This window comes from Cellulomonas pakistanensis, from assembly GCF_016862755.1.
In the GTDB taxonomy this organism is placed as follows: domain Bacteria; phylum Actinomycetota; class Actinomycetes; order Actinomycetales; family Cellulomonadaceae; genus Cellulomonas; species Cellulomonas pakistanensis.
Genome location: NZ_BONO01000023.1, coordinates 22,367 through 48,399, shown reverse-complemented (window position 1 = coordinate 48,399; position 26,033 = coordinate 22,367). Strand labels below are relative to the sequence as shown.

At 75.7% G+C, this 26,033-nt stretch carries 22 protein-coding genes; 11 read left to right on the top strand and 11 right to left on the bottom strand.

Going from position 1 to position 26,033, the window contains the following annotated elements:
• Positions 1-4 precede the first annotated feature (4 nt).
• The 3 genes from Cpa01nite_RS14470 to Cpa01nite_RS14460 form a co-directional block, all read right to left on the bottom strand.
• A complete protein-coding gene (locus Cpa01nite_RS14470) occupies positions 5-550 on the bottom strand; it encodes an amino-acid N-acetyltransferase (RefSeq protein WP_203669456.1) in 546 nt (181 codons plus the stop codon).
• Positions 551-643: 93 nt separating this feature from the next.
• Complete coding sequence (locus Cpa01nite_RS14465; protein ID WP_203669455.1) at positions 644-1,333, bottom strand: TetR/AcrR family transcriptional regulator; 690 nt, start codon at positions 1,331-1,333, stop codon at positions 644-646.
• Positions 1,334-1,358: 25 nt separating this feature from the next.
• Entirely contained in the window at positions 1,359-2,375 is a 1,017-nt protein-coding gene (locus Cpa01nite_RS14460) for a sugar-binding transcriptional regulator (protein ID WP_203669454.1), read from the bottom strand.
• Positions 2,376-2,566: 191 nt separating this feature from the next.
• On the opposite strand from Cpa01nite_RS14460, the gene Cpa01nite_RS14455 reads away from it, so the two are divergent.
• The 3 genes from Cpa01nite_RS14455 to glpK all read left to right on the top strand — a co-directional run bounded on the left by Cpa01nite_RS14455 (position 2,567) and on the right by glpK (position 6,940).
• Complete coding sequence (locus Cpa01nite_RS14455) at positions 2,567-4,384, top strand: glycerol-3-phosphate dehydrogenase/oxidase (protein ID WP_203669453.1); 1,818 nt, start codon at positions 2,567-2,569, stop codon at positions 4,382-4,384.
• Between the two features lie 119 nt (positions 4,385-4,503).
• Positions 4,504-5,241, top strand: coding sequence for an MIP/aquaporin family protein (locus tag Cpa01nite_RS14450; RefSeq protein ID WP_373307435.1), 738 nt, complete (start codon positions 4,504-4,506; stop codon positions 5,239-5,241).
• Between the two features lie 178 nt (positions 5,242-5,419).
• Positions 5,420-6,940, top strand: coding sequence for a glycerol kinase GlpK (gene glpK, locus Cpa01nite_RS14445; RefSeq protein WP_203669452.1), 1,521 nt, complete (start codon positions 5,420-5,422; stop codon positions 6,938-6,940).
• A gap of 73 nt (positions 6,941-7,013) precedes the next feature.
• Here glpK and Cpa01nite_RS14440 read toward each other — a convergent pair whose 3' ends face one another.
• From Cpa01nite_RS14440 to mgtE, 4 genes are all read right to left on the bottom strand, one after another.
• Positions 7,014-8,114, bottom strand: a complete 1,101-nt coding sequence (locus Cpa01nite_RS14440) for a sugar kinase (RefSeq protein WP_203669451.1) — start codon at positions 8,112-8,114, stop codon at positions 7,014-7,016.
• Between the two features lie 88 nt (positions 8,115-8,202).
• A complete protein-coding gene (gene eda / locus Cpa01nite_RS14435; RefSeq protein WP_239068804.1) occupies positions 8,203-8,841 on the bottom strand; it encodes a bifunctional 4-hydroxy-2-oxoglutarate aldolase/2-dehydro-3-deoxy-phosphogluconate aldolase in 639 nt (212 codons plus the stop codon).
• 298 nt (positions 8,842-9,139) lie between these two features.
• Positions 9,140-9,940 carry an IclR family transcriptional regulator gene (locus tag Cpa01nite_RS14430; protein ID WP_203669449.1) on the bottom strand — a complete coding sequence of 267 codons (801 nt, stop codon included), beginning with the start codon at positions 9,938-9,940 and terminating at the stop codon, positions 9,140-9,142.
• Between the two features lie 48 nt (positions 9,941-9,988).
• Positions 9,989-11,389, bottom strand: coding sequence for a magnesium transporter (gene mgtE / locus Cpa01nite_RS14425; RefSeq protein WP_203669448.1), 1,401 nt, complete (start codon positions 11,387-11,389; stop codon positions 9,989-9,991).
• A 716-nt stretch (positions 11,390-12,105) separates the two neighbouring features.
• Between mgtE and recQ the strand changes: the two genes are divergently transcribed.
• Together recQ and Cpa01nite_RS14415 are read left to right on the top strand one after the other, a co-directional pair.
• Positions 12,106-14,334: a DNA helicase RecQ gene (recQ, locus tag Cpa01nite_RS14420; RefSeq protein ID WP_373307432.1), complete on the top strand. Its 2,229-nt coding sequence runs from the start codon at positions 12,106-12,108 to the stop codon at positions 14,332-14,334.
• Positions 14,334-15,290 (top strand): AEC family transporter, encoded by a 957-nt coding sequence (locus Cpa01nite_RS14415; RefSeq protein WP_203669447.1) that lies wholly within the window; start codon positions 14,334-14,336, stop codon positions 15,288-15,290. The genes recQ and Cpa01nite_RS14415 overlap by 1 nt, the downstream gene beginning before the upstream one ends.
• Positions 15,291-15,456: 166 nt before the next feature.
• On the opposite strand, the gene Cpa01nite_RS14410 is transcribed toward Cpa01nite_RS14415, so the two are convergent.
• Both Cpa01nite_RS14410 and mgrA read right to left on the bottom strand, forming a co-directional pair.
• Positions 15,457-16,296, bottom strand: coding sequence for an alpha/beta fold hydrolase (locus tag Cpa01nite_RS14410; protein ID WP_203669446.1), 840 nt, complete (start codon positions 16,294-16,296; stop codon positions 15,457-15,459).
• 38 nt (positions 16,297-16,334) lie between these two features.
• Entirely contained in the window at positions 16,335-17,375 is a 1,041-nt protein-coding gene (gene mgrA, locus Cpa01nite_RS14405; RefSeq protein WP_203669445.1) for an L-glyceraldehyde 3-phosphate reductase, read from the bottom strand.
• A 78-nt stretch (positions 17,376-17,453) separates the two neighbouring features.
• Here mgrA and Cpa01nite_RS14400 point away from each other — a divergent pair, with 78 nt between their 5' ends.
• From Cpa01nite_RS14400 to Cpa01nite_RS14390, 3 genes are all read left to right on the top strand, one after another.
• Entirely contained in the window at positions 17,454-17,918 is a 465-nt protein-coding gene (locus tag Cpa01nite_RS14400) for a tRNA (cytidine(34)-2'-O)-methyltransferase (RefSeq protein WP_203669444.1), read from the top strand.
• 100 nt (positions 17,919-18,018) lie between these two features.
• Entirely contained in the window at positions 18,019-19,542 is a 1,524-nt protein-coding gene (locus tag Cpa01nite_RS14395) for an APC family permease (RefSeq protein ID WP_239068803.1), read from the top strand.
• 31 nt (positions 19,543-19,573) lie between these two features.
• Positions 19,574-20,152 (top strand): YdeI/OmpD-associated family protein, encoded by a 579-nt coding sequence (locus Cpa01nite_RS14390; protein ID WP_203669443.1) that lies wholly within the window; start codon positions 19,574-19,576, stop codon positions 20,150-20,152.
• 100 nt (positions 20,153-20,252) lie between these two features.
• Here the strand turns inward: Cpa01nite_RS14390 and Cpa01nite_RS14385 are convergent, their stop codons facing one another.
• Entirely contained in the window at positions 20,253-21,092 is an 840-nt protein-coding gene (locus Cpa01nite_RS14385) for an LLM class flavin-dependent oxidoreductase (RefSeq protein ID WP_203669442.1), read from the bottom strand.
• A gap of 98 nt (positions 21,093-21,190) precedes the next feature.
• Complete coding sequence (locus Cpa01nite_RS14380) at positions 21,191-21,859, bottom strand: PadR family transcriptional regulator (RefSeq protein WP_203669441.1); 669 nt, start codon at positions 21,857-21,859, stop codon at positions 21,191-21,193.
• 179 nt (positions 21,860-22,038) lie between these two features.
• Here Cpa01nite_RS14380 and Cpa01nite_RS14375 point away from each other — a divergent pair, with 179 nt between their 5' ends.
• The 3 genes from Cpa01nite_RS14375 to Cpa01nite_RS14365 all read left to right on the top strand — a co-directional run bounded on the left by Cpa01nite_RS14375 (position 22,039) and on the right by Cpa01nite_RS14365 (position 25,899).
• Positions 22,039-23,037: an ATP-binding cassette domain-containing protein gene (locus Cpa01nite_RS14375; protein ID WP_203669440.1), complete on the top strand. Its 999-nt coding sequence runs from the start codon at positions 22,039-22,041 to the stop codon at positions 23,035-23,037.
• Entirely contained in the window at positions 23,034-23,900 is an 867-nt protein-coding gene (locus Cpa01nite_RS14370) for an ABC transporter permease (protein WP_203669439.1), read from the top strand. Before Cpa01nite_RS14375 ends, Cpa01nite_RS14370 begins: the two co-directional genes overlap by 4 nt.
• A 151-nt stretch (positions 23,901-24,051) precedes the next feature.
• The gene (locus Cpa01nite_RS14365) at positions 24,052-25,899 is read left to right on the top strand and encodes a gamma-glutamyltransferase family protein (RefSeq protein WP_203669483.1); all 1,848 of its coding nucleotides are present in this window, start codon (positions 24,052-24,054) and stop codon (positions 25,897-25,899) included.
• Positions 25,900-26,033 lie beyond the last annotated feature (134 nt).

The following is a 26,033-nucleotide window of genomic DNA, read 5'->3' as shown; positions in this document are numbered from 1 at the left end:
GCGCCTACAGGTCGACGATCATCCGGGTGTTGCCGAGCGTGTTCGGCTTCACCCGCGCCAGGTCGAGGAACTCGGCCACGCCGTCGTCGTGCGACCGCAGCAGCTCGGCATACACCTCGGGCGGCACCGCCGGGCCCGGGATGGTGCCCCAGCCGTGCGCCTCGAAGAAGTCGACCTCGAACGTCAGGCAGAACAGCCGGCGCAGCCCGAGCTCCTGCGCCCGCGCGGTCAGCCCCTCGAGCAGGGCGTGCCCGACGCCGCGGCCCCGCCACTGCCGGGCGACGGCCAGCGTGCGGATCTCGGCGAGGTCCTGCCACATGACGTGCAGGGCGCCGCAGCCGATCAGCGTGCCGTCCTCGGCCTCGGCGACCTGGAACTCCTGGATCGCCTCGTAGTACCCGACCAGCTCCTTGGCCAGCAGGATCCGCTCGTCGGCGTACGGCTGCACCAGGTCGCGGATCCCGCGGACGTCCGCCGGGCGCGCCGGTCGCACGCGGTAGGCCGGGGCGGCTGCGGGGACGGGCGACGAGGGCGCGGCGGGGTCGGTCACGCGCCCAACCTACGACGCGGACCTGCACCGACGCCCGCCGGTCCACGCCCGCGCGCCCGTGCCGCCGGCCGCGGCCCGGCGCTCCGCGGACCGTCAGCCGGCCGCCGGCACGACCGGCACCAGCTCGGCGGCCGCCGCCCGTGCGCGCGCCAGCGCCGCGCCGTCCACGCCGAGCGCCCGCAGCGCCGCGTCCGCGACCAGCGGGGCCAGCCCGCGCACCGCCTCCGCGCCGCCGGTGCGCCGCGCCGTGATGACGCACTCCACCAGCCCGAACACGAGGGTCGCCTCGGCGGGCCGCTCCTCCGCCGGCCGCCCGAGCACGGCCGCGACCAGGGCGTCGTACCGCGCGCGCAGCCGGTCCCGCTCCTGGCGGAACTCGGCGAACGCGGCGCCCTCGACCTCGGGCAGGCGCATGAGCCCGCCGATGTTCACCGGGCCGTCCGCGAGCCACCGGGCGTCGGCGTCGCACAGCGCCCACAGCCGGGCGGCGGGGTCACCGGGCGCGTCGAGCAGCTCGTCGGCCAGGTCGAGGGACGGCCGCACGGTGTCGAGCAGCAGGGTGCGCAGCAGGACGTCCTTGCCGCGGAAGTGGTGGTAGATCGACGCCTGCCGCACGCCCGCCCGCTCGGCGATCGCGTACGTCGAGGTCGCCGTGTAGCCGACGCTGCTGAACAGGGCCGCCGCCGCGGCGAGCACGTCGCCGCGGGTGTCGCGCCCGTCGCCGGCCCGCGGGCGCCCCGGCCGGGCGGCGGGACGCGCCGCGTCGGGCGTGGGGGCCGTCATGCGGGCGGACGCTAGCAGCCGCGCGTCACCGGGACGTTTCGCGGGCCCCGGCACCGCCGCCGGCCCCGGCCCGGCCCCGCGGCCCCCCGCCCCGCGCGATCTCCAGCAGCCGCGCGGCGGTGCGCTCGTCGACCACGAGGTCGGTCATCGTGCCCGCCCGCAGCGCGGCGAGCAGCGGCACCGCCTTGTTGTCCCCGGCGACCGCGCACAGCCGCCGCGGGATCCGCCGGAGCTGCTCGGGCGACGGACCGGTGGCCCGGGCGTTGAGCGGCACGTCCTGCCAGGACCCGTCGGCGCGCAGGAACACCGTGCAGACGTCGCCCACCACCGACTGCTCGTGCAGCAGCTCGACGTCGTCCTCGTCCAGGTAGCCGGCGGAGTACACGTGGCTCGGCACGGTGCCGGTCACCGAGCCGACGGAGAACAGGGCGATGTCGGCGCGCGCCTGCTCGTCGAGCACCCGGCGCACGGACCGCTCGCGCCACATCGCCTGCTTGGTCTCGGGGTAGTCGAAGAACGCCGGCACCGGGAAGTGGTGCACGGTCGCGCCGAACGCGCTCCCGAACGAGGCGATCAGGTCGCTGGCGTACTCGATGCCGGAGGTGCGGGTGTTGGCCGCGCCGTTGAGCTGCACGACGACACTGCCGTGGGTGGCCTTGGGCGGCAGCCGGCGCGACACCGCGGCGAGCGTCGTGCCCCAGGCGACGCCCAGGATCATGTCGGAGTCGAACCAGGAGGCGAGCAGGCGGGCGGTCGCGCGCGCCACCTGGTCGAGCGTGTCGGCGGGCTCGCCGGAGTCCGGGACCGGCACCACGTAGGTGTCGATGCCGAACGCGGCGGAGATCGACCGCCCGAGGCTGGGCGCGCGCGTGCTCGACGGCCGCAGCGTGATCTCGACGAGCCCGGTCTCGCGGGCCCGCTTGAGCAGGCGGGACACGGTCGAGCGGGACGTGTGCAGGTGCCGGGCGATGACCTCCATCTTGACGTCCTGCAGGTAGTACATGGACGCGGCGCGCAGCACGTCCTGCTCCCGGTCGGTCATCGTCCGCGACCTCCTCGTCGGGTCGGATGCGGGACCTCGGTCCCTGCACATTCGTGCACTGCGGTTGCGCGTCTGTTCGTGTCGTGACGACGATAGCGAACAGACAGGACCGAGGTCCCAGTCTGCGGGGCCACGAGCGCCCGCGGCCAGGGCACCGGCGGCCGCCAGAGCAAGACCGCGATGGAGCTGACATGAGGACCGCAGCACTGACCCCTCGCCTGCGTGACGACGCGCTGGCGGCCCTGCGAGCGACCACGGAGGGCGGGCCGGAGCTCGACGTCCTCGTCATCGGCGGCGGCGTCACCGGCGCCGGCATCGCGCTGGACGCGGTGACCCGCGGCCTGTCCACCGCCGTCATCGACGCCCAGGACTGGGCGTCGGGCACGTCCAGCCGGTCGAGCAAGCTCGTGCACGGCGGCCTGCGCTACCTGCAGATGCTCGACTTCCACCTGGTGCGCGAGGCGCTGACCGAGCGCGACCTGCTGATCAGCGACCTGGCGCCGCACCTGGTCAAGCCCGTGCCGTTCCTCTACCCGCTGGAGAACCGGGTGTGGGAGCGCGCGTACGTCGGCGCCGGCATCGCGCTGTACGACACGCTCGCGAGCGTCAACGGCCGCAAGCGCGCCATGCCGCTGCACCAGCACGTCACGCGCAAGGGCCTCGAGCGGAAGTTCCCCGACCTGCGGCACGACGCCGCCGTCGGCGCGATCCAGTACTGGGACGCCAACGTCGACGACGCGCGCCTGGTCTCGACCCTGATCCGCACCGCCGCCTCGTACGGCGCGCACGCGGCCTCCCGCACGCAGGTCGTCGGCCTCACGACCACGTCGGGCGGCGCGGTCACCGGCGCCGAGCTGGTCGACCTGGAGACGGGCGAGCACCTGACCGTCCGCGCCCGGCACGTCATCAACGCCACCGGCGTGTGGACCGAGAAGACCGAGTCGCTCGCCGGCACCGAGGGCGGCCTGCGCGTGCTCGCGTCCAAGGGCATCCACATCGTCGTCCCGCGCGACCGCATCGCCGGCAACGTCGGCCTGATCCTGCAGACCGAGAAGTCGGTGCTGTTCGTGATCCCGTGGTCCCGCTACTGGGTGATCGGCACGACCGACACCCCCTACGAGCAGGACCTGGTGCACCCCGTCGCCACCAGCGAGGACATCGACTACGTCATCGACCACGCGAACGCGGTGCTGTCCCGGCCGATCACGCGCGAGGACGTCATCGGCACCTGGGCCGGCCTGCGGCCGCTGCTGCAGCCGGGCACCAAGGAGGGCACCTCCTCCGCCAAGGTGTCCCGCGAGCACACCGTGGCCTCCCCGACGCCGGGCCTCACGGTCATCGCGGGCGGCAAGCTCACCACCTACCGCGTCATGGCCAAGGACGCCGTCGACTTCGCGATCGGCTCCCGCGCCACCACGCTGCCGTCCATCACGCACAAGATCCCGCTGGTCGGCGCCGAGGGCCTCGAGGTCCTGCAGCGCCAGGCGCGCGACATCGGCAGCCGGTACGGCTGGGACCGCGGGCGCATGGACCACCTCCTGCACCGCTACGGCTCCCTGCTCGGCGAGCTGCTCGAGATGGTGGACGAGGACCCGTCGCTCGGGCAGCCGCTCGCCGCGGCCCCCGCGTACATCGGCGCCGAGATCGCCTACGCCGTCACGCACGAGGGCGCGCTGCACCTCGACGACGTCCTGATGCACCGCACCCGGCTCAACTACGAGGTCGCGGACAAGGGCCTCGCCGCGCTGGACGAGATCGCGGACGTCATCGCGCCGCGGCTCGGCTGGGACGATGCCACCCGCGCCCGCGAGATCGACGCCTACCGGCAGCGCGCGCAGGCCGAGTTCGCCGCCGCCGAGCAGCCCGACGACGCCGCCGCGCAGGCCGCGCGGGACGCCGCGGAGGACCTCGCGCCGCTGCTGCCGATCGGCGGTGAGCCGGTCCGGCCCGGCACCAAGCCGGGTTCGTCCCCGAGCACCCCTGCCACCGCCGGCCCGGCAGGGACATGATCAGTACCACCTAGCGGTACCACCAGCGGTCCCCCGGCCGCGCCCCGCCCGGCCACCCTCGGCCGGGCGGGCCCTGCGAGACAACGACGTCCGTCAGAAAGAGGTCGACTGTGGAGTCCATCTCGATCGGAGATGCTGTCCTCTCCGAGTTCCTCGGCACCACCGTGCTGCTCCTCCTCGGTGCAGGCGTGGTCGCCAACGTGATCCTGCCGAAGACGAAGGGGTTCGGCGGCGGCTGGCTGCTGATCAACTTCGGCTGGGGCCTCGCGGTCTTCACCGGCGTGTACGTGGCGTTCCAGTCCGGCGCGCACCTCAACCCCGCGGTGACGCTGGGCATCTGGGCAGCCGGCAAGGACGAGTTCGCCCCGGGCGTCGAGGTGAGCGCCGCCAACGGCTTCCTGTACATCGCGGCGCAGTTCGCCGGAGCGGCGGTCGGCGCGGCCCTCGCGTTCCTCACCTACAAGAAGCACTTCGACCAGGACGCGGACCCCGGCATCAAGCTCGCGGTGTTCTCGACCGGGCCGGAGCTGCGGTCCTACGGCTGGAACTTCCTCACCGAGGTCGTCGCGACGTTCGTCCTGGTGTTCTGGGTCGTCATCAGCGGCAACACCCCCGCGCAGATCGGTCCGCTCGGCGTCGCGCTCGTCGTGGTCGCGATCGGCGCCAGCCTCGGTGGCCCGACCGGGTACGCGATCAACCCCGCCCGTGACCTGGGGCCCCGCATCGCGCACGCCCTGCTGCCGATCCGTGGCAAGGGCTCGTCGGACTGGGCGTACGCCTGGGTCCCGGTCGCCGGCCCCGCCGTCGGCGGCATCCTCGGCGGCCTGCTGGCCGCGGCGGTCGGCTGGGTCGCCTGACGCCCCCCTGACCGGGCGCCCGTCCCCACCCCTGCGGGGACGGGCGCCCGCACCACCCCCGCGGCGCACCCCGCCGCACGCACGTCGCGGCCCGAGGCCGCACCGTCCACCGGCAGCGCCGCCCCCGCGGTGCCGCCACCCGCCCCCGGGCGGGGCAGACCGACGCGAAGGAAGTCCCATGTCCGAGCAGTACGTGATGGCGATCGACCAGGGCACCACCTCGACCCGGGCGATCATCTTCGACCACGGCGGCCAGATCGTGTCCGTGGGCCAGACCGAGCACCAGCAGATCTTCCCGAAGGCGGGCTGGGTCGAGCACGACCCGAACGAGATCTGGATGAACACCCGCGAGGTCGTCAGCCTCGCGCTGTCCCGCGCGAACAAGACGCACTCGGACCTGGCCGCGGTCGGCATCACCAACCAGCGCGAGACCGCGGTGGTCTGGGACCGGACCACCGGCCAGCCCGTCTACAACGCGATCGTCTGGCAGGACACCCGCACGCAGAAGATCTGCGACGACCTCGCGGCCCTCGGCGGCGGCGCCGAGCGGTACAAGGAGCGCGTCGGCCTGCCGCTGGCGACCTACTTCTCCGGCCCGAAGGTCCGCTGGATCCTCGACAACGTCGAGGGCGCCCGCGAGAAGGCGGAGCGTGGCGAGCTCGCGTTCGGCAACACCGACTCCTGGGTGCTGTGGAACATGACCGGCGGCGTCGACGGCGGCATCCACGTCACGGACGTCACCAACGCCTCGCGCACCATGCTGATGAACGTCGACTCGCTCACCTGGAACGAGGAGATCGCCGCCGAGATGGGCATCCCGATGTCGATGCTCCCGGAGATCCGGTCCTCCTCCGAGGTCTACGGCCACGGGCGCCAGGGCGGGTTCGTCCCGGGCGTGCCGATCGCCGGCATCCTCGGCGACCAGCAGGCCGCGACGTTCGGCCAGGCGTGCTTCGAGGTCGGCACGGCCAAGAACACCTACGGCACCGGCAACTTCATGCTGCTGAACACCGGCACCGAGCCGGTGCAGTCGAAGAACGGCCTGCTCACCACCGTCGCCTACAAGATCGGCGACGCCCCGCAGGTCTACGCGCTCGAGGGCTCGATCGCCGTCACCGGCTCCCTCGTGCAGTGGCTGCGCGACAACCTCGGCATGTTCACCGACGCCCCGGACATCGAGTACCTGGCGTCCAAGGTCGAGGACAACGGCGGCGCGTACTTCGTGCCGGCGTTCTCCGGCCTGTTCGCCCCGTACTGGCGGTCCGACGCCCGCGGCGCCCTCGTCGGCCTGACCCGGTACGTCAACCGCAACCACATCGCCCGCGCGGCGCTGGAGGCCACCGCCTTCCAGACCCGCGAGGTGCTCGACGCGATGAACGCGGACTCCGGCGTCGACCTGACCGAGCTCAAGGTGGACGGCGGCATGACCGCCAACAACCTGCTCATGCAGTTCCAGGCCGACATCCTCGACGTCCCGGTCATCCGGCCGAAGGTCGCGGAGACCACCGCGCTCGGCGCCGCGTACGCCGCGGGCATCGCGGTCGGCTTCTGGAGCGGCGAGCAGGACGTCCGCGACAACTGGGCCGAGGGCGCGCGCTGGACGCCGGACCTCGGGTCCGACGAGCGCGACCGGCAGTACCGCCTGTGGAAGAAGGCCGTGCAGAAGACCCTCGACTGGGTCGACGACGACGTGCGCTGACCCGCACCCGCTCGGACGACGGCCCCGCCCCCTCGCTGCGAGGGGGCGGGGCCGTCGCCGTGCCCGGCGCGGGTCAGCGGTCGACGCGGGCCGAGCCGCCGCCGGCGAGCTTGAGCACCTCGGCCTTCGACGCCATCGTCGTGTCGCCGCGAGTGGTCATCGCGAGCGCCCCGTGCGCGGCGCCCCACTCGACGGCGGTGGCGAGCGGCTGCCCGTCCAGCAGGCCCGCGGCGAGCCCGGACGCGAACGAGTCGCCACCCCCGACGCGGTCCAGGATCTCCAGGCCGGGCCGGTGGGTGGCCCGGACCAGGCCCTCGTCGCGGGACCAGGCGATCGCGCCCCAGTCGTTCACGGTCGCGCTGCGCACGGCGCGCAGCGTGGTGGCGACGACCTGGAAGTTGGCGAACTCCGCCGCCGCGCGGTCGATCATCGCGGCGAACGCGTCGACCTCGAGCTCCGACAGGTGCTCGTCGACGCCCTCGACCTCGAGCCCGAGCGCCGCGGTGAAGTCCTCCTCGTTGCCGATCATCACGTCGACGTGCCGGGCGATCTCCCGGTTGACCTCCTGCGCGCGGGCGGGGCCGCCGACCGCCCGCCACAGGCTGGGCCGGTAGTTGAGGTCGTAGGACACGACCGTGCCGTGCCTGCGCGCCGCCGTGACGGCGGCCAGGACGGTCTCGGCCGCCGTCTCGGACAGCGCCGCGTAGATGCCACCGGTGTGCAGCCACCGGACGCCCAGGTCGCCGAACAGGTGGTCCCAGTCGACGTCGCCCGGCGCGAGCTGGGAGGCGGCGGTGTGCCCGCGGTCGCTCACCCCGACCGCGCCGCGCACGCCGAACCCGCGCTCGGTGAAGTTGAGGCCGTTGCGCGCCGCCCGCCCCAGGCCGTCGTACGGCACCCAGCGCAGGAACGACGTGTCGACCCCGCCGGTCAGGATCAGGTCCTCCACCAGGCGGCCGACCTCGTTGTCCGCGAGCGCCGTGACGACCGCCGTGCGCAGGCCGAACGCCCGGCGCAGGCCGCGGGCGACGTTGTACTCGCCGCCGCCCTCCCAGGCGCGGAACTGCCGGGCTGTGCGGATGCGACCCTCGCCGGGGTCGAGCCGGAGCATCACCTCGCCGAGGGAGACGGCGTCGTAGCGGCAGTCGGCGGCGGGGCGGATCGGCAGGGGCATCGGGGCGCTCCTCGGGGGTGGTGGCGGGGTGCGGCGGCGGCGTGCGGGCGGCGGGGCGGAGCGGGCGGACGGGCCCGGTGCGACGGGCTCAGGGGCGCAGGCGGGTGGCGAGCGCGACGGCGTCGGCGACGAGGCTGCGGACCCCGTCGAGGTCGCCGGCCCGGACCCGGTCGCGCGGCACCATCCACGACCCGCCCACGGCGGCGACGGCCGGCAGCGCCAGGTACTGGTCGAGGTTGCCGGGTCCCACGCCGCCGGTCGGCACGAACCGCACCCCGGAGAACGGGGCCGCGAGCGCCGCGATCGCCGCGCTGCCGCCGGACGTCCCGGCCGGGAAGAACTTGACCGTGCCCAGCCCGAGCTCGAGCGCCGCCTGCACCTCGGTCGCGGTCACCGCGCCGGGGAGGACGGCCACGCCGTGCTCCTGCGCCCGCTCGACGACGGCGCGGGACGTGCCGGGCGACACGAGGTACCGCGCGCCGGCGGCGACCGCCTCGTCGACCTGCGCAGGCGTCACGACGGTGCCCGCGCCGACGAGGACGTCGCCGCCCCGGTCCGCGATCGCCCGGATCGCGTCGGCCGCCGCGGCGGTCCGGAAGGTCACCTCGGCGACGGGCAGGCCGCCGGCGACCAGCGCGTCCGCCAGCGGGCCTGCGTCCCGGGCCTCGTCGAGCACCACCACGGGCACCAGCCGGTGGGCGGCGAGCCGGTCGAGCACCTCGGTCACGGTCGAACTCCTTCGTTCCGCTGGGCGCAACGGTCGCTGCGCTGTGCGCATCGATCGTGGCACACGGCGGTGTGCCGCGGCAACGCGCGCGGGTCGGGCGCGGGCGCTCGCGCGCCCGGCTCCCGCCGACTCCGGCGGCTCTCGCCGACGTCGGTGGACCCGGGCACCGAACCCGGCGGGACGCACCGACCTCGGCGAGGGCGCCCGCGAGCGGAGGGCGGCCCGGTGCGGCGACGCGACGGCCACCTCGCGGGCGCGCGGACCGGTCCGACCGGCGCGGCGGGCCGTCCGCGACGACTCAGGCCGGCGGCAGCGCCAGGCCCGGCGGGAGCAGCGGCGGCACGACGGCCCGGACCCGCGCGTGCACCTCGTCCCGGCGCTCCGGGGTCATCCGGTCGGCCGGCGCCGTCACGCTGAGCGCCGCCACCGGCCGTGACCCGCGGAGCAGCGGCACACCGAGGCAGGCGATGCCGGGCTCGTTCTCCTCGACCTCCACGGCGTACCCGCGGCGGCGGGCGGCGGCGAGCTCGTCGGCCACGTGCCGCGCGTCGACCCGGCCGGCGGGCTGCACGGCCCCGACGTACCCGTCGAGCGCCGCGGCCGGGGTGTCGCCGAACGCGAGCATCGCCCGGCCGAGCGCCGTCGTCGCCGCCCAGTTCCGCCGGCCGACGGCGGACCACACGCGCACCGGCCGCTCGGGCTCGACCTTGTCCAGGTAGACCACCTGCGCGCCGCTCAGCACGCCGAGGTGCACGAGCTCGTCCGTGGCGGCGCACAGGGCGACCAGCGCCCCGTGCAGGCGGGCGGGCAGGTCGTCCTCGGCGAAGTACCGGTCGGCGAGCCCCACGGCCGCGGGCCCGAGCCCGTACCGGCCGCTCGCCGGGTCCTGCGCGACGTAGTCGCGGTGCCGGAGCGCGGCGAGCGACCGGTGCACGGTCGTCTTGTGCACGCCGAGGGCGGCGGACAGGTCGGCGAGGCTCGCGCCGCCCGGGCCCGCGGCGGCGACCGCCTCGAGCGTGCGCAGCGCGCGGTCGACGCTCTCGACCGGCGAGGCCGCCGAGCCCGTCGTCGCGGCACCCGCGCCCGTCTCCTCCGCCACGGCGCCCACCCTACGGGCAGCCGGACCCGCGCCCGGCCGCCCGCGGGCTCACCCGCCGAGCGCCGTGATGAACCACCGCGCCACCGTGAAGTAGATGATCAGCCCGGTGCCGTCGACGAGCGTCGTGATCAGCGGCCCCGACCCCACCGCGGGGTCGAGCCCGACCCTGCGGAGCAGCAGCGGCAGCAGCGAGGCGATCACCGACGCCCACAGGATGATCGCGCCGGCGGCGACCGCGACGGTCAGCGCGACCTCGCCGCCGACGCCGAGCGTCCACGCGCGGAGCCAGCCGACCAGGGCGATCGTGGCGGCGGCCAGGAACCCGGCCGTGACCTCCTTGCGCACCACCCTGCCGGCGTCGCGCAGCCGGACGCCGCCGGTGGCCATCGCCCGGATGACGGTCGCGGTGATCTGGGTGCCGGCGTTGCCGCCCGCGCCGATCAGCAGCGGCACGAACAGCGCCAGGGTGATCACCGTCTCGAGCTCGTCCTCGTAGTGCTGCAGCACGCTGCTCGTGATCGTCGCGGTCACGAACAGCACGAGCAGCCAGACGATGCGCTTGCGCCACAGCAGCAGCGGCGACGCGCGCAGGTACGGCACGTCCATCGGCGCGGCGCCGCCCTGGCGCACGGCGTCCTCGGTCGCCTCCTCCTCGACGATGTCCGCGACGTCGTCGCCGGTGAGCACGCCGAGCAGCCGGCCGTCGTCGACGACCGGGAGGGCCGCGAGGTGGTGGTCCTGCAGCAGGTGGGCGGCGCGCTCCTGGTCGGCGGTCGGCTCGACCGTGACGACGTCCTCGCGCATGAGGTCCGCGACGAGCTGCCCCGGCGCGGCCAGCACCAGGTCGCGGAACGTCACGACGCCGAGCAGCGCCGGGCCGGAGGCCTCCCCGGGGCCGCTGGTCACCCAGACCTCCGCGGCGTCGGCGGTGGCGGCCGGCTGCGCGCGGAGCGCGTCCACCGCCTCGCGGACCGTCATCGTCGGGCGGACGGTCGCCACCTCGGGGTTCATCCGGGCGGCCGCCGAGTCGTCCGGCCAGGCCAGCAGGCCGCGCACGACCGCCGACCGCACGACCCGCATCGCGCCGAGCACGGCGGCGCGCTCGGCGTCGGGCAGGGCGCGGAGCAGCTCGGCGGCCTCGTCGGGGTCGAGGCTGTCGACCAGCCCAGCGGCGACCGGCGCCGGGACGACGTGCAGCACCTCGGCCGCGGCGTGCGGGTCCAGCGTGCCGAGCAGGTCGTCGGCCGTGGCCGGGTCGAGCAGGCCGACGAGCGCCCGGACCTGCCCGTCCGACAGGTCGGCGAGCTCGTCCGCGCGGCGGCGCGGGTCGGGGGTCTGCTCGAGCCACACCTCGACGGCGCGGCGGGTGCCGACGGCGACGACGTCGTGCAGGTCGAGGGGCGGCTGCTGCCCGGCGGCGGGGCGGCGGGCGAGGATCTGGCGGGTCATGGTGCGCTCCTTGGTGGGGAGGCCGCGGCGGGGCGTCCCTCGTGCACCCGGGCCGGGGCGCACCACGGCCCGGAGGCGCGCGCCGGGCGGCGCACGACCCGGGCGAGCGCGGGTCGCGGGCGCCGGGGCGCGGCACCGTCGACGGCGCGGGTCGCCTCGCGGGGAGGCGGCGCGCGCCGGGGGCGGCACGGCACGGTCGGCGGTCGCGACCGCGGCGGGCGCGGTCGGCACGGGTGCCCGGCGACCCGGGGCCGGGCGGCGCGCGGGTGGCGGGCGGGCCGTGCGGTCGGGCGTCGGGCGGGCGGGACGTCACGGCGCGGGGCGGTGACGGGCGGTGCGCCGCGGTCGGCGACGCGGTGCGCCGCGTCGTGGCGGCGCAGGGATCCGGCGACGCCGCGTCGTCCGGCGCGCCGGACCCCGCCGGCCCCTCGGGGCGGCTCAGGCCTGCGCGCGGCGCACGACGGGCGTCGACGGATGCCGACTACTCGCGGTGTCGTCCATCGCGTCCACCTCCTCGCCGTCGTGCGGGCGGGCCGGCCCGGCGGTCGGTCCCGCAGCGACCCTAGACCCGGGCCGGGGCGGTGCCAACCCGGTGTGACGGACCTCCCCCGGACCCGCGCACCGGCCCCCCGACCCGCCCACGCACCGCCTCGGCCGCGCACCGGCCTGTGGACGACGAGGCGGTCGGGTCGGTGGCCGCCGATAGGGTGGACGGCGTGACGCAGGCATGGGACGACGAGTGGCCGCTGCCGGACGAGCCGCCGTACGACCCGGCCGAGGAGCCGCCCTACGACCCTGACGCCCGCGGCGGTGCGTGGTCGTCCGGCCGGGGCGCGCCGGCCCGTGCGCCGCGCCCCGACGACCGCGGGAGCGCGCGCCCGGCGGACCGCCCGGGTGACCGTTCCGCCGCCGCGCACGGCGACCCCGCGGCGGCCCGCCCGGTCGAACGCCCCGCCCACGACGCCACCACCGGCCGCGCCCCGCTCGAGGTGCTGCAGCAGGTCTGGGGCTACGACGCGTTCCGCGGCGAGCAGGCCGACATCATCGACACCGTGGTCGCCGGCGGCGACGCCCTGGTCCTCATGCCGACCGGCGGCGGCAAGTCGCTCTGCTACCAGGTGCCGGCGCTGGTCCGGGCCGGCACCGGCGTGGTGGTGTCGCCGCTCATCGCGCTCATGCAGGACCAGGTCGACGCGCTGTCGGCGCTCGGCGTGCGCGCCGGGTTCCTCAACTCCACGCAGGACCCCGGCCGGCGCCGCGAGGTCGAGCGGGCGCTGCTCGACGGCGACCTCGACCTGCTCTACCTGGCGCCCGAGCGGCTGCGCGTGCCCGAGACGATGGCGCTGCTCGACCGGGCGACCATCAGCCTGTTCGCGATCGACGAGGCGCACTGCGTGTCCCAGTGGGGCCACGACTTCCGCCCGGACTACCTCGGCCTGTCCGTGCTGCACGAGCGCTGGCCCGGCGTCCCGCGCATCGCGCTCACCGCCACCGCCACCGCCGCCACGCGCACCGAGATCGCCGAGCGGCTCGAGCTCACCGACGCCCGGCAGTACGTCGCGTCGTTCGACCGGCCCAACATCCAGTACCGGATCGTGCCGAAGGCCAGCCCGCGGACCCAGCTGCTCGACCTCATCCGGTCCGAGCACGACGGCGACTCCGGCATCGTCTACTGCCTGTCGCGGAACTCCGTCGAGCAGACCGCCGAGTTCCTGGCGTCCCAGGGCGTGCCCGCGCTGCCGTACCACGCGGGCCTCGACCGGCAGGTGCGCGCCCGCAACCAGTCCCGGTTCCTGCGCGAGGACGGCCTGGTGATGGTCGCGACGATCGCGTTCGGCATGGGCATCGACAAGCCGGACGTGCGGTTCGTCGCGCACCTCGACCTGCCCAAGTCCGTCGAGGGCTACTACCAGGAGACCGGCCGCGCCGGGCGCGACGGGCTGCCGTCGACGGCGTGGCTCGCCTACGGCCTGCAGGACGTCGTGCAGCAGCGCCGCATGATCGACACCTCCGAGGGCGACGCCCAGCACCGGCGGCGGCTGTCCGCGCACCTGGACGCGATGCTCGCGCTCTGCGAGACCGTGACCTGCCGCCGCGTGCAGCTGCTCGCGTACTTCGGCCAGGAGGCGGAGCCGTGCGGCAACTGCGACACCTGCCTGACCCCGCCGACGACGTGGGACGGCACCGTGCCCGCGCAGAAGCTGCTGTCGACGGTCGTCCGCCTGGAGCGCGAGCGGAACCAGCACTACGGCGCCGGGCACCTGGTCGACATCCTGCTCGGGAAGCGGACCTCGCGGATCGAGCAGCTCGGGCACACGGGGCTGTCGACCTTCGGGCTCGGGACCGACCTGTCCGACGCCCAGTGGCGCGGCGTCGTGCGCCAGCTGCTCGCCCAGGGGCTGCTCGCCGTCGACGGCGACGGGTACGGGACGCTGCGGCTGACCCCGGCGAGCGCCGAGGTCCTGCAGGGCGCCCGGCCGGTGCCGCTGCGCGAGGAGACCCGCGTCGCCCGGACGCGGTCGCGCTCCGGCGGGTCCGGCGGGTCCGGCAGGTCCGGCGCGCGGCAGGCCGCCGCGGCGCACGCGGCGGCCGAGCTCGGCGACGACGCGGCTGCGGTGTTCCAGCGGCTGCGCGCGTGGCGTGCGGCGACCGCCAAGGAGCAGGGGGTACCCGCGTACGTGGTGTTCCACGACGCGACGCTGCGCGAGATCGCGACCGCGCGCCCCGCCGACCTCGACGCGCTGTCCCGGGTCGGCGGCGTCGGCGCCGCGAAGCTCGACCGGTACGGGCCGGGGGTCATCGCGACGCTCGAGGGCCGGGAGCCCCCGACGGCGGAGGAGGCCGCGCGCGGCGCCGCGTCGGTGGGGCTGTTCGCGGACGGCGACCCGGGCGGCGGCGTTGCGGGCGGCGCCGCGGGCGACCCGGCGGGCGGCACGACCGGCTGATGCTCGCCGTCCTCTCCGCGCTGGGCACGATCGCGGTCGTCGTCGCGGCGGGCTGGTTCGTGGGCCGCACCGGCGTGCTCGGCGAGAACGCCCAGCGGGTGCTGGCCGCCACGGCGTTCACCGTCGCGACGCCCGCGCTGCTGATCGAGACCATCGGCCGCGCGGACCTCGGGCTGCTGCTGTCCCGGTCGGCGCTCGTCACGTTCGCCACCACCACCGTCGTCGCGCTGGTCGCGGCCGCGGTGCTCGGCTGGATCCGGCGGCGGTCGGCCGGCGACGTCGTCGTCGGGGTGCTCGCCTCGTCGTACGTGAACGCCGGCAACATCGGCATCCCGCTCACCGCGTACCTGCTCGGCAGCGTCGTGTCGGTCGTCCCGCCGACGCTCTACCAGCAGCTGGTGCTCGGGCCGATCGCGATGGTCGTGCTGGACGCCCGGCGCCGGGCGCGGGACGGCGTGGTCGCGGGCAGCGTGCCCGCGGGGGCGCTCGGCACCCTGCGCTCGGTGCTGGGGCGCACGCTGCGGAACCCGGTCATCATCGGCACGCTCACCGGCATCGCGATCGCCGCGCTGCCGTTCTCGCTGCCGGACGTGGTGTTCCAGCCGCTCGCGCTGCTGGGCGCCGCCGCCCCGCCGCTCGCGCTGATCACGTTCGGCATGTCGCTCGCGGCGCCGCGGGTCGGCGGCGAGCAGGCGCCGCGCGGCGACGTCGCGCTGGTCGCGGTGCTGCGCGCGGTCGTGCACCCGGCGCTCGCGATCGGGCTGGGCACCCTGCTCGGGCTCCGCGGCGACGCGCTGCTGGCGGTCGCCGTGGTGTCCGCACTACCGACCGCGCAGAACGTGCTGGTCTACGCGATCCAGTACCGCCAGGGCACCGCACTCGCCCGGGACGCCGGCCTGGTGACGACCATCCTGGCGATCCCGTCGCTGCTGGTGATCGCGGCCGTCCTGGGCTGACCCGCGCCGCGCGGGCCCGTCTGCGCCGGGCGGGAGTCGGCGAGTTCGGTGCCTCGCGCCGAGTTCGGTGGCTACGAACACCGAAGCGGACGCGAACCACCGATGTCGACGAGCGCATGGGCTGGAGCGGACCAGGCGCGCCCGCGTCGGGCCCCCGAGGCCGGCGTCAGGCCGCGGCGTCGGCGCGGGCCAGCGCCGCGTCCAGAACCGCCAGGTACTGCTCCGGGGCCTCACGGCGGATGTTGTGCCCGACGCCCGGGAACGGGACGTGCGTGAGCCGGTCCCCCAGGAGCTCCGCCGCGCGGGCCGCCTGGCGCTCCGACACCACCCCGAGCCCCGGTCCCGCGGTCAGCAGCGTGACCGGCACCCGGACGTCGGCAAGCGCCTCGACCCAGTCGCGGCCCAGCCAGTCGTGCGGGACCTCGGCGAGCCGCGGGTCGACCCGGGCCTTCGCCTGCGCCCAGCCCTCGACCTCCGCCGCGGACCACGCCGGGTTGTCCAGGCGGCCCTGCGCGGCGATCTGCTCGACGGTCCGGCCCTGCACGGCGGCGATCGCCGGGCCGAGCCAGTCCGGCACGCCACCCGGGTCCTGCGCCGCACCGCCCGGCGCAGCGCCCGCGCCGTCCGGCGCACCGCCCGCGCCCGCCCCGCCCGTCGCCACGCCGACCACCGACCCGTCCGCCGCGTCCACGCCCGACGCCTCCGCCGTCCGCCACGCCGGGTCCTCGAGCACCAGCCCCGCGACGAGCTCCGGCGCGGTCAGCGCGAGCTCCTCGGCGGTGACCCCGCCCATCGAGTGCCCGACGACGAGCGCCGGCCCGAGGTCCAGCGCGCGCAGCGCCTCCGCCGCGTCGGCCGCGAGCGCGCCCACGGTGAACGGCTCGTCCGGCAGCGGGGTGCCGCCGTGCCCGCGGGCGTCGAGCGCCACCACCGGCCGCGCGCCCGCGTACCGCGGCAGCACCGTCGGCCAGCAGGTCGAGGAGTCGGTCAGCCCGTGCAGCAGCACGACCGGCACGCGACCCCCGGGCCCCACCGCGCCCGCCGTCACCGGTGCGCGGTCCCGTCGACGGCGTGCGGCTCGATCGCGGCGATCTCGTCGGCGGTGAGCGGCTCGGCGGTCAGCGCGGCGACGTTGTCCTCGAGCTGCGCCACCGACGACGCCCCGATCAGCGCCGAGGTGACCCGCGCGTCCCGGAGCACCCAGGTGAGCGCGAGCTGCGCCAGCGTCTGGCCCCGCTGCTCGGCGATCGCGTTCAGCGCCCGGGCGCGCGACAGGTAGGTGTCGCTGATCTGGTCGGCCGACAGGAACCGGCTGGTCGCGGCGCGGGAGTCCGCGGGCACGTCGCCCGACAGGTAGCGGCCGGTGAGCAGCCCCTGCGCCAGCGGGGAGAACACGATCATCCCGACGCCCAGGTCGCCGACGGCGTCGAGCAGCGACTCGGTCTCGCCCTCGGCCACCTGCTCGACGTGCCGGTTGAACATCGAGTACGACGGCTGGTGGATCAGCAGCGGCGTGCCGAGGTCGGCCAGGATGCGCGCGGCCTCGCGGGTGCGGGACGGCGAGTAGTTCGAGATCCCGGCGTACAGCGCCTTGCCGCTCGTGACGGCCGTGTGCAGCGCGCCCATCGTCTCCTCGAGCGGCACCGAGGGGTCCGGGCGGTGCGAGTAGAAGACGTCGACGTAGTCGAGGCCGAGCCGCTGCAGCGACTGGTCGAGCGACGACAGCACGTACTTGCGCGACCCGCCGTCGCCGTACGGGCCGGGCCACATGTCGTAGCCGGCCTTCGACGAGATGACGAGCTCGTCGCGGTACGGCCCGAGGTCCTGGACGAGGTGCCGACCGAAGTTGGCCTCCGCGGAGCCGTACGGCGGGCCGTAGTTGTTCGCGAGGTCGAAGTGCGTGATCCCGAGGTCGAACGCCCGGCGGATGACCGCGCGCTGGGTCTCCATGGGGTTCACGTCGCCGAAGTTGTGCCACATCCCCAGCGAGAGGGCGGGCAGGTCGAGCCCGCTGCGCCCGGTGCGGCGGTAGGGCATGGCGTCGTACCGGTCGTCGGCGGCACGGTAGACGGGCATCGTCGGCATCGTCGTCCTCTCGCTGGTCGGCGGGGCGATCGCCCGCGCCGCAGCACACGCTAGTGCCCGGGTGAGAGGATCACCCGCGTGCTGCACGTCGTCTTCTTCGAGCCCCGCATCCCCGGCAACACCGGCAACGCGATCCGGCTGGCCGCCGCGACCGGGGCGACGCTGCACCTGGTGGAGCCGCTCGGGTTCGTCATGGACGAGCCGCGGCTGAAGCGGGCGGGCCTCGACTACCACGACCTCGCGCACGTCGTCGTGCACCCGGACCTCGACGCCTGCCTGGCCGCGCTCGCCCCCGCCCGGGTGTTCGCGTTCACCACGCACACCGAGCGCCGGTACACCGACGCCGAGTACCGGGACGGCGACGTGCTGATGTTCGGCCCGGAGCCGACCGGCCTGCCGCCCGAGGCGCTCGAGCACCCCGCCGTCACCGACCTGCTGCGGATCCCGATGCAGCCGGGCCGCCGCTCGCTCAACCTCACGAACGCCGCCGCCACCGCTGTCTACGAGGCCTGGCGGCAACTAGGCTTCCCGGGCGGGGTCTGACGTCACCCGTTCGGGTCTCACCCCTCGGACCCCGCCGTGCGAGGGCGCACCGGGTTGGGCATGCTCGCGCGCGTCCTGCCGTCGACCCAGGGGGTCTCCCGTGCCCATCAGCAACCGCAGCGTGCTGCGCCGCAAGTCCGTCGAGGACTCGCTGGCCGAGGTCGACGACCCGGACCGGTCCCTCCGGCGCTCGCTCACCGCGTGGGACCTCGCGGTCCTGGGCGTGGCCGTCGCCGTCGGCGCCGGCATCTTCTCGGTGGGCGCGACCGCCGCGGCGAACCACGCCGGGCCCGCGGTCATCGTCTCGTTCCTGATCGCCTCGATCGTCTGCGCCCTGGCCATCATGTGCTACGCCGAGTTCGCCTCGACGCTGCCGGTCGCCGGGTCGGCGTACACGTTCTCCTACGCCACCGCGGGCGAGTTCGTCGCCTGGATCATCGGCTGGGACCTGATCCTGGAGATGCTGCTCGCCGCCGCGGTGATCGCGAAGTTCTGGGGCGTGTACCTGTCCGACGCGTTCGGGCTGTTCGGGATCGACGTGCCGACGACGGTCGAGCTCGGGCCGGTCGACCTCGAGTGGGGCCCCGTGCTGGTCGTCGGGGTGTTCACCGCCCTGCTCGCGGTCGGCACCAAGCTCAGCACCCGCGTGAACAGCATCTTCACGATCATCAAGGTCGGCATCACGCTGTTCGTCATCGTCGCCGGGTTCTTCTACGTCCGCGCCGAGAACTACTCGCCGTTCGTGCCGCCGTCGCAGCCCGCCGAGTCGGAGTCGGGCCTGCACCAGCCGCTGTTCGCGTTCCTGTCCGGGTTCGACCCGTCGACGTACGGCGTCATGGGCATCCTGTCCGGCGCGGCGCTGGTGTTCTTCGCGTTCATCGGGTTCGACGTCGTCGCGACCACGGCCGAGGAGACCAAGAACCCGCAGCGCGCCGTGCCGCGCGGCATCCTGGGCGGCCTCGCCATCGTCACCGTGCTCTACATCCTGGTGACCGTCGTCGTGACCGGCATGGTGTCGTACACCGAGCTCGCGGCGTCCGAGTCGCCGTCGCTCACCACCGCGTTCGTGCTGGTCGGCGCCGACTGGGCCGGCAAGGTGATCTCGATCGGCATCCTGGTCGGCCTGACGTCCGTGATCATGGTGCTGCTGCTGGGCCTGACCCGGATCGTGTTCGCGATGAGCCGCGACGGGCTCCTCCCCCGCGGCATCTCCCGCACCTCGCACCGGTACAAGACGCCGGTGCGCCTGCAGGTCGGCGCGGGCATCGTGGTCGCGCTGATCGCGGGGCTGTCGAAGGTCGAGCTGCTCGAGGAGATGATCAACATCGGGACGCTGTCGGCGTTCGTGCTGGTCAGCTTCGGCATCCCGATCCTGCGCCGGACGCGCCCCGACCTGACCCGCGGGTTCAAGGTGCCGTGGTCGCCGGTGCTGCCGATCGTGTCCGGCGTCGCCTGCCTCTGGCTGATGTCGAACCTCACGACGCTGACCTGGGTGCGGTTCGCCGCGTGGCTGGCGCTCGGCGTCCTCATCTACGCCGTGTACTCCTACCGCCACTCGCGGGTCGGCCGCGGCGAGGCGCCCGACCCGGCCGACACCCTGCCCGCCCCGAGCGGCGGGCACTGACCGGGCGCGGGCGCGGGGCGGACGGGCGACGATGGCGTCCCTGGCCGACCGGCCGCGGTTCCACGCCGAGACCGTCGAGCAGTGGCGGGCGTGGCTCGCGGAGCACCACGCGTCCGCGGACGGCGTGTGGCTCGTGCGGTGGAAGCCCGCGTCCGGCCGCCCGACGTTCGGCTACGAGGAGATGGTCGCCGAGGCGCTGGCCGTCGGCTGGATCGACGGCCAGGCCTGGGCGCCCGACCCGGACAGCACCCGTCAGTGGTTCGCCCCGCGCCGCCGGGGCAGCGGGTGGTCCCGGCTGAGCAAGGAGCGGGTGGCCCGGCTGGAGGCGGCCGGCGCGATGCGGCCGGCGGGCGCGGCGGTCGTGGCCGCGGCGAAGGCCGACGGGTCGTGGGCGCTGCTGGACGGGGTGGAGGCCGCGGTCGTGCCGGACGACCTCGCCGCGGCGCTGGACGCCCTGCCGGGGGCCCGCGCGCACTGGGACGGGTTCCCCCTGGGCGCACGCAAGGCGGTGCTGCGGTGGCTGGTCGACGCGCGGCGGCCGGAGACGCGGGCGGCGCGCGTGGCCGAGGCGGCGGCGCGGGCGGCGGAGGGCGAGCCGGCGCGGCGGTGAGGCGGTGCCCGGCGCGGCGGTGAGGCGGTCCCCGGCGCGGTCGGGCCGGACCGGGTCGTCCCGGCCGGGTCACCCGCCGTCACCCCTGCCGCCCGCCGGATCACCTGCCCGGGACGCCCCGGCGCACGCGCTCCCGGACCGCCTCGTACGTCGACCCCGGCCCCTCCCAGCGCGACTCGACGAACCAGGTCGCGCCCGCCTCGGCGAGCGCCGCGACGTGGTCCCGCGCCGCGGCCGGGTCCTCCGGCAGGACGCCCTGCAGGACGATCTCGTAGGGACCGGCGTCGGGCGCCCGGTGCTCGCGCACCCACGCGGCGATCTCCGCGACCTCCGCCGGGCCGAGGTCGTCCATCGCACGGTCACCGCGCAGCTGGGCGACCAGGCCGTCGTACCGCACGGCCCGTCCCATGGACCGCTCGCTCGGGAAGGCGCCCACGACCCAGATCGGCACGCGCGGGCGCTGCACCGGCCGCGGCACGAACCGCATGTCGGTGACCCGGTGGTGCGTGCCCTCGTAGGAGAACGTCTCGCCGCTGAACGCCCGGTCGAGGATCGCGAGGTGGTCGTCGAGCAGCTCGGCACGCTCGCGCGTGCTCGTGAGCTCGCCCTCGACGCCCGCGAACGCCCGGTCGGTCGGCACGCCGAGGCCCGCGGGGATCACGAGGCGCCCGCCCGAGAGGTGGTCGACGGTCAGCGCCTGCCGCGCGACCACCCACGGCCGGCGCCGCGGCAGCGCGAACACCAGCGCGCCCAGCGTGATCCGCTCGGTGCGCACCGCGGCGGCGGCGAGCACCGCCCACGGGTCCCACACGTCGCCGTCGAACCCGAGGTCGACCGCGTCCCACGTGAAGTAGCCGTCCCAGCCCGCGTCCTCAGCCTCCGCCGCCAGCCCGACGAGCTGGTCCACCGTGCCGAACGTCCCGACGATGCCGATCCTCATCGCGTCCTCCTCGTCGCTCCGCCACCCGGGTCGAGGTCGGGTGCCTCGTCCGCCGACCGTAGCGACGACCTCCGACACGGCCCCGGGGCGACGCGTCGTCAGGCGGGGTCGTCCGCCGGCGCGACCGCCCCGCCCGCGCCCGCGCCCCCCGCGAGGTCCCGCGTCACCCGCTCCCGCAGCTCGGCGACGATCCGCTCCTCGGCGTCGTAGTAGGCCAGTCCCCAGTCGGCGACCATCGCCGGGTACCGCACCTCGGGCCGGTCGCCGAGCATCGCCCGCACCCCCGACAGGTCCCGCCGCCGGTCCGCGAGCGCGTCGACGTAGTCGTCGAGCATGCCGCGCACCGTCGCCGGGTCGACCAGGTGGCCCATGAGCAGCCGGAGGGCGACCGGGTGCTTGAGCACCGGGAAGTCGGCGGGCGTCTCGGCGAGCCACGCCCGCAGGGCACGGTCCCCCGCGTCGGTGATCGCGTACCGGGTCGTGCGCCGCCCGGGCGGCCCGGCGGGGTCGGGCAGCGCGCGCACGAGCCCGGCCGCCTCGAGCCGGGCGACCTCGGAGTACACCTGGCTCATCGCGGGGGCGGCCCAGTAGTAGCGCAGCGTGCGGTCGGCGCGCTGCTTGAGCTCGTACGCCGTGACGGTCGTGTCGGTGCGTCCTGCGAACATCAGCAGGCCGAGCAGGGCGTAGCCGGTCGGCGTGGGTGCGGGCGCCGGCGCCGGATCCGGCACCGCGTCCGATCCGTCCGGGAAACCCGTTGCCTCCGCCACACCTCCCAACCTACGCTGGACCTCGTTGTTCCTACTAGGAATAGAGCGCACCCGCCGCCGGGGAGCCTCGTCCTCGCGCCGTCGCCGGCCGAGCAGCCGCACCGCCGCACCGCTGCACCGCACCCGCCCCGACCCGCGCGCCGCCGCGCCCGCGGGTCCCCGACGGAAGGCACCGCCCCATGACGACCGCGATCGAGACCGCGGGCCTGGTCAAGCTGTTCAAGGACACCCGCGCCGTCGACGGCATCGACCTGCAGGTCGCCGCCGGCGGCGTGCACGGCTTCCTCGGCCCCAACGGCGCCGGGAAGACCACCACCATCCGGATGCTCGCCACCCTGCTGCGCCCGGACGCCGGCGAGGCCCGGGTCCTCGGCCGCGACGTGGTCCGCGACGCCGACGAGGTGCGCAGCCGCGTCGCGCTCACCGGCCAGTTCGCCTCCGTCGACGAGGACCTGACCGGCCGGGAGAACCTCGTGCTGGTGTCCCGCCTGTACGGGTTCTCCCGCGCCGCCGCCCGCGCCCGGGCCGACGAGCTGCTCGACGCGTTCGGGCTGTCCGACGCGGCCGACCGGCAGGTGAAGAAGTTCTCCGGCGGCATGCGGCGCCGGATCGACATCGCCGCGAGCATCGTCGTCACGCCCGAGCTGATCTTCCTGGACGAGCCGACGACCGGGCTCGACCCGCGCAGCCGCAACCAGGTGTGGGACATCGTCCGCGCGATGGTCGCGTCGGGGACGACGGTGCTGCTCACGACGCAGTACCTGGACGAGGCCGACCAGCTCGCCGACCGGATCTCCGTGATCGACGCCGGGAAGGTGATCGCCGAGGGCACGCCCGGACAGCTCAAGGCGTCGGTCGGCGCGAGCGCCCTGCACGTCCGGCTGCTCAACCCGGACGACCGGCCCCGCGCCCGGGCGGTGCTGGAGCGCGCGCTGGGCACCGGTGTCACGGAGGACGCCGACCCCGCGGCGCTGACCGCGAGCGTCGACTCCTCGGCGCCCGCCATGCGCGGCATCGCGGCCCTCGAGGCCACCGACGTGCCGGTCGCGCAGTTCTCGCTCGGCCAGCCGTCGCTGGACGAGGTGTTCCTCGCCCTGACCGGCCACCCGGCCGAGTCCACGGGCACCGACGACGAGGCGGCGGCCGGGCACGACGCCGCCGCGAGGGGGGCGGCATGAGCATCGACGACACCCGGACCACCACGGCGGGGGCGGCCACGACCACCGCGACCGACGAGGTCGCCGCCTCGGCCGTGCGCGGCGTCCTCGCCTCCGGCACCCGCCCCGCGCGGCCCTCCGGCGTCACGACGTCCCTGACCTTCGGATGGCGGGCGCTGCTCAAGATCAAGCACGTACCCGAGCAGCTGTTCGACGTGACGGTGTTCCCGGTCATGATCACGCTGCTGTTCACGTACCTGTTCGGCGGCGCGATCGCCGGCAGCGTCGACGACTACATCCAGTTCCTGCTGCCCGGGATCCTGGTGCAGGGCGTCATCATGATCACGATGTACACGGGCGTCACGCTCAACACGGACATCCAGAAGGGCGTGTTCGACCGGTTCCGGTCGCTGCCGATCTGGCGGCCGTCGGCGCTGGTCGGGATGCTGCTGGGCGACGCCGTCCGGTTCACCATCGCGTCGGTCGTGATCGTGGCGCTGGGCCTGCTCATCGGGTTCCGGCCGGAGGGCGGGCCGCTCGGCGTGCTGGCGGGCGTCGCGCTGCTGCTGCTGTTCGCGTTCTCGTTCGGCTGGATCTGGACGTTCCTCGCCCTGGTGCTGCGGACGCCCAACGCCGTGATGGGCGTGTCGATGATGGTCATCACACCGCTCACGTTCGGGTCGAACATCTTCGTGGACCCGTCGACGATGCCGGGCTGGCTGCAGGCGTTCGTCGAGGTGAACCCCGTCTCCGACCTGGTGACGGGCGTCCGCGGGCTGATGAACGCGCAGCCCGTCGGCGACCACGTGGCGATCACGCTGGTGTGGGCCCTGGCGCTCGTCGCCGTGTTCGGCCCGCTCACCATGCGGCGGTACGCCCGCTGAGCGGCGGGCGCCCGCGCAGAGCCGGCGCGGGCGGTGGGGCACGACGGCACGTCGGCGGGGGGTCGACGTACCGTGGACGTCGCCCCGCCGCCCGCGCCACCTGGAGCCGCCCGTGTTCACCACCCGCCCCGAGCTCGTCGGCACCCACGGCATGGTCGCCTCCACGCACTGGCTGGCCAGCGCCGTCGGGCAGTCGGTCCTCGAGGCGGGCGGCAACGCGTTCGACGCGGCCGCCGCTGCCGGGTTCACGCTCCAGGTGGTCGAGCCGCACCTGAACGGGCCGGGCGGCGACGCGCCGATCATCGGCCACCGCGCCGCGGACGGGCACACGTTCGTCGTCGCCGGCCAGGGCACCGCACCGGCCGCGGCGACCATCGAGGCGTACACCGACCAGGGGCTCGACGTCGTGCCGGGCACCGGGCACCTCGCGGCGGTCGTGCCGGGCGCGTTCGGCGCGTGGCTCGACCTGCTCGCGCGGTACGGCACCCTGCCGCTGGCCGACGTGCTGTCCCCCGCGATCGGCTACGCCCGCGACGGCTACCCGCTCATCCCGACCGCGGTCCGCACGATCCGGACCGTCGAGCGGCTGTTCGCGGAGCACTGGCCGACCTCGGCCGAGGTGTACCTGCCCGGCGGCCGCGTCCCGGAGCCGGGCGCGCGGTTCCGCAACCCCGCGCTCGCCGACACCTACGCGCGCGTGCTGACGGAGGCGCAGGCGGCCGGCACGGACCGGCTGACCCAGATCGAGGCGGCGCGGCGCGCGTTCTACGAGGGGTTCGTCGCCGAGGCGATGGCGTCCTTCGTGCGGACCCCGGTGCTCGACTCGTCGGGGTCGGCGCACGCCGGGCTCCTGACGGCCGACGACCTCGCGGCGTGGCGGGTCGCGGAGGAGCCGACCGTCGCGGTCGACTTCGCCGGCGTGCAGGTGCACAAGACGGCCGCGTGGGGCCAGGGCCCGGTGCTGTTGCAGCAGCTGCGGATGCTCGAGGCGCTCGGCGTCGCGGACGCGGACCTCGGCTCGGCCGAGCTGGTCCACACCGCGGTCGAGGTGACGAACCTGGCGTTCGCCGACCGCGAGGCCTGGTACGGCGACCCCGCCGGCGCCGAGGTGCCGCTGGAGGCGCTGCTGTCCCGGTCGTACGCCGCGGAGCGGGCCCGGCTGGTCGGCGCGGACGCCGCGGACGGGGTGCGGCCGGGGTCGCCCGACGGGCGCGCGCCGCGGCTGGCCGCGCTGTTCGGGTCACCGGCGGCGGGACCCGACCGTGCGCCGGTGTGGCCGGGGCGGTACGAGGACGCGGCGGGCGGGCCGGCGCTGGGCACGGGCGAGCCGACCCGCGGCCCCGAGCCGGCGGGCGCGCCGACGGGCCCGGCCGCGGTCGACGGACCCGCGCTCGACGTCCGGCCGTCCGGGGAGACCCGCGGCGACACCTGCCACGTCGACGTCGTCGACCGCTGGGGCAACCTGGTCTCGGCCACCCCGTCCGGCGGCTGGCTGCAGAGCTCGCCGGTCGTCCCGGGTCTGGGCTTCGGGCTGCCGACCCGCGCGCAGATGTTCTGGCTCGAGCCCGGGCTGCCGTCGTCGCTCGCGCCGGGCCGCCGCCCGCGGACCACGCTGAGCCCGGGCCTCGTGCTGCGGGACGGCGGCGGCTTCGCGTTCGGCACCCCGGGCGGCGACCAGCAGGACCAGTGGACGATCCCGTTCCTGCTGCACCACCTGCTCGGCGGGCTCGACCTGCAGGCCGCGATCGACGCGCCGGGCTGGCACTCCACGCACGTGCCGTCGTCGTTCCACCCCCGGACGAGCACCCGGCACGGCATCGAGGCCGAGTCGCGGCTCGGCGCGGGCGTGCTCGCGGAGCTCGCCCGGCGCGGGCACGCCGTGCGCGACGCGGGGCCGTGGAGCCTCGGCCGGGTCAGCGCCGCCGGCGTCCGGCCGGACGGGCTGCTGCACGCGGCGGCGAACCCGCGCGGCATGCAGGGCTACGCCGCGGGCCGCTGACGCCGGCGACCCGCCGCGCGCGGCGCCACCTGCTGTCGAGTGGACGATCCGGCCCCGACACGCCGGCGCGTGTCCGGCCGGATCTTCCACTCGTGCGGGGCTGATCTCCCGCTCGCCGTGACGACCCTCACATC

Coding starts and splice junctions, on each gene's coding strand:
- Cpa01nite_RS14365 (WP_203669483.1), top strand. CDS start 24,052: ATGGTCGCCTCCACGCACTGGCTGGCCAGCGCCGTCGGGCAGTCGGTC.
- Cpa01nite_RS14385 (WP_203669442.1), bottom strand. CDS start 21,092: ATGAGGATCGGCATCGTCGGGACGTTCGGCACGGTGGACCAGCTCGTC.
- Cpa01nite_RS14390 (WP_203669443.1), top strand. CDS start 19,574: ATGGCGTCCCTGGCCGACCGGCCGCGGTTCCACGCCGAGACCGTCGAG.
- Cpa01nite_RS14460 (WP_203669454.1), bottom strand. CDS start 2,375: ATGACCGACCGGGAGCAGGACGTGCTGCGCGCCGCGTCCATGTACTAC.
- mgrA (WP_203669445.1), bottom strand. CDS start 17,375: ATGCCGACGATGCCCGTCTACCGTGCCGCCGACGACCGGTACGACGCC.
- Cpa01nite_RS14465 (WP_203669455.1), bottom strand. CDS start 1,333: ATGACGGCCCCCACGCCCGACGCGGCGCGTCCCGCCGCCCGGCCGGGG.
- Cpa01nite_RS14440 (WP_203669451.1), bottom strand. CDS start 8,114: ATGCCCCTGCCGATCCGCCCCGCCGCCGACTGCCGCTACGACGCCGTC.
- mgtE (WP_203669448.1), bottom strand. CDS start 11,389: ATGACCCGCCAGATCCTCGCCCGCCGCCCCGCCGCCGGGCAGCAGCCG.
- Cpa01nite_RS14375 (WP_203669440.1), top strand. CDS start 22,039: ATGACGACCGCGATCGAGACCGCGGGCCTGGTCAAGCTGTTCAAGGAC.
- Cpa01nite_RS14415 (WP_203669447.1), top strand. CDS start 14,334: ATGCTCGCCGTCCTCTCCGCGCTGGGCACGATCGCGGTCGTCGTCGCG.
- glpK (WP_203669452.1), top strand. CDS start 5,420: ATGTCCGAGCAGTACGTGATGGCGATCGACCAGGGCACCACCTCGACC.
- Cpa01nite_RS14455 (WP_203669453.1), top strand. CDS start 2,567: ATGAGGACCGCAGCACTGACCCCTCGCCTGCGTGACGACGCGCTGGCG.
- Cpa01nite_RS14370 (WP_203669439.1), top strand. CDS start 23,034: ATGAGCATCGACGACACCCGGACCACCACGGCGGGGGCGGCCACGACC.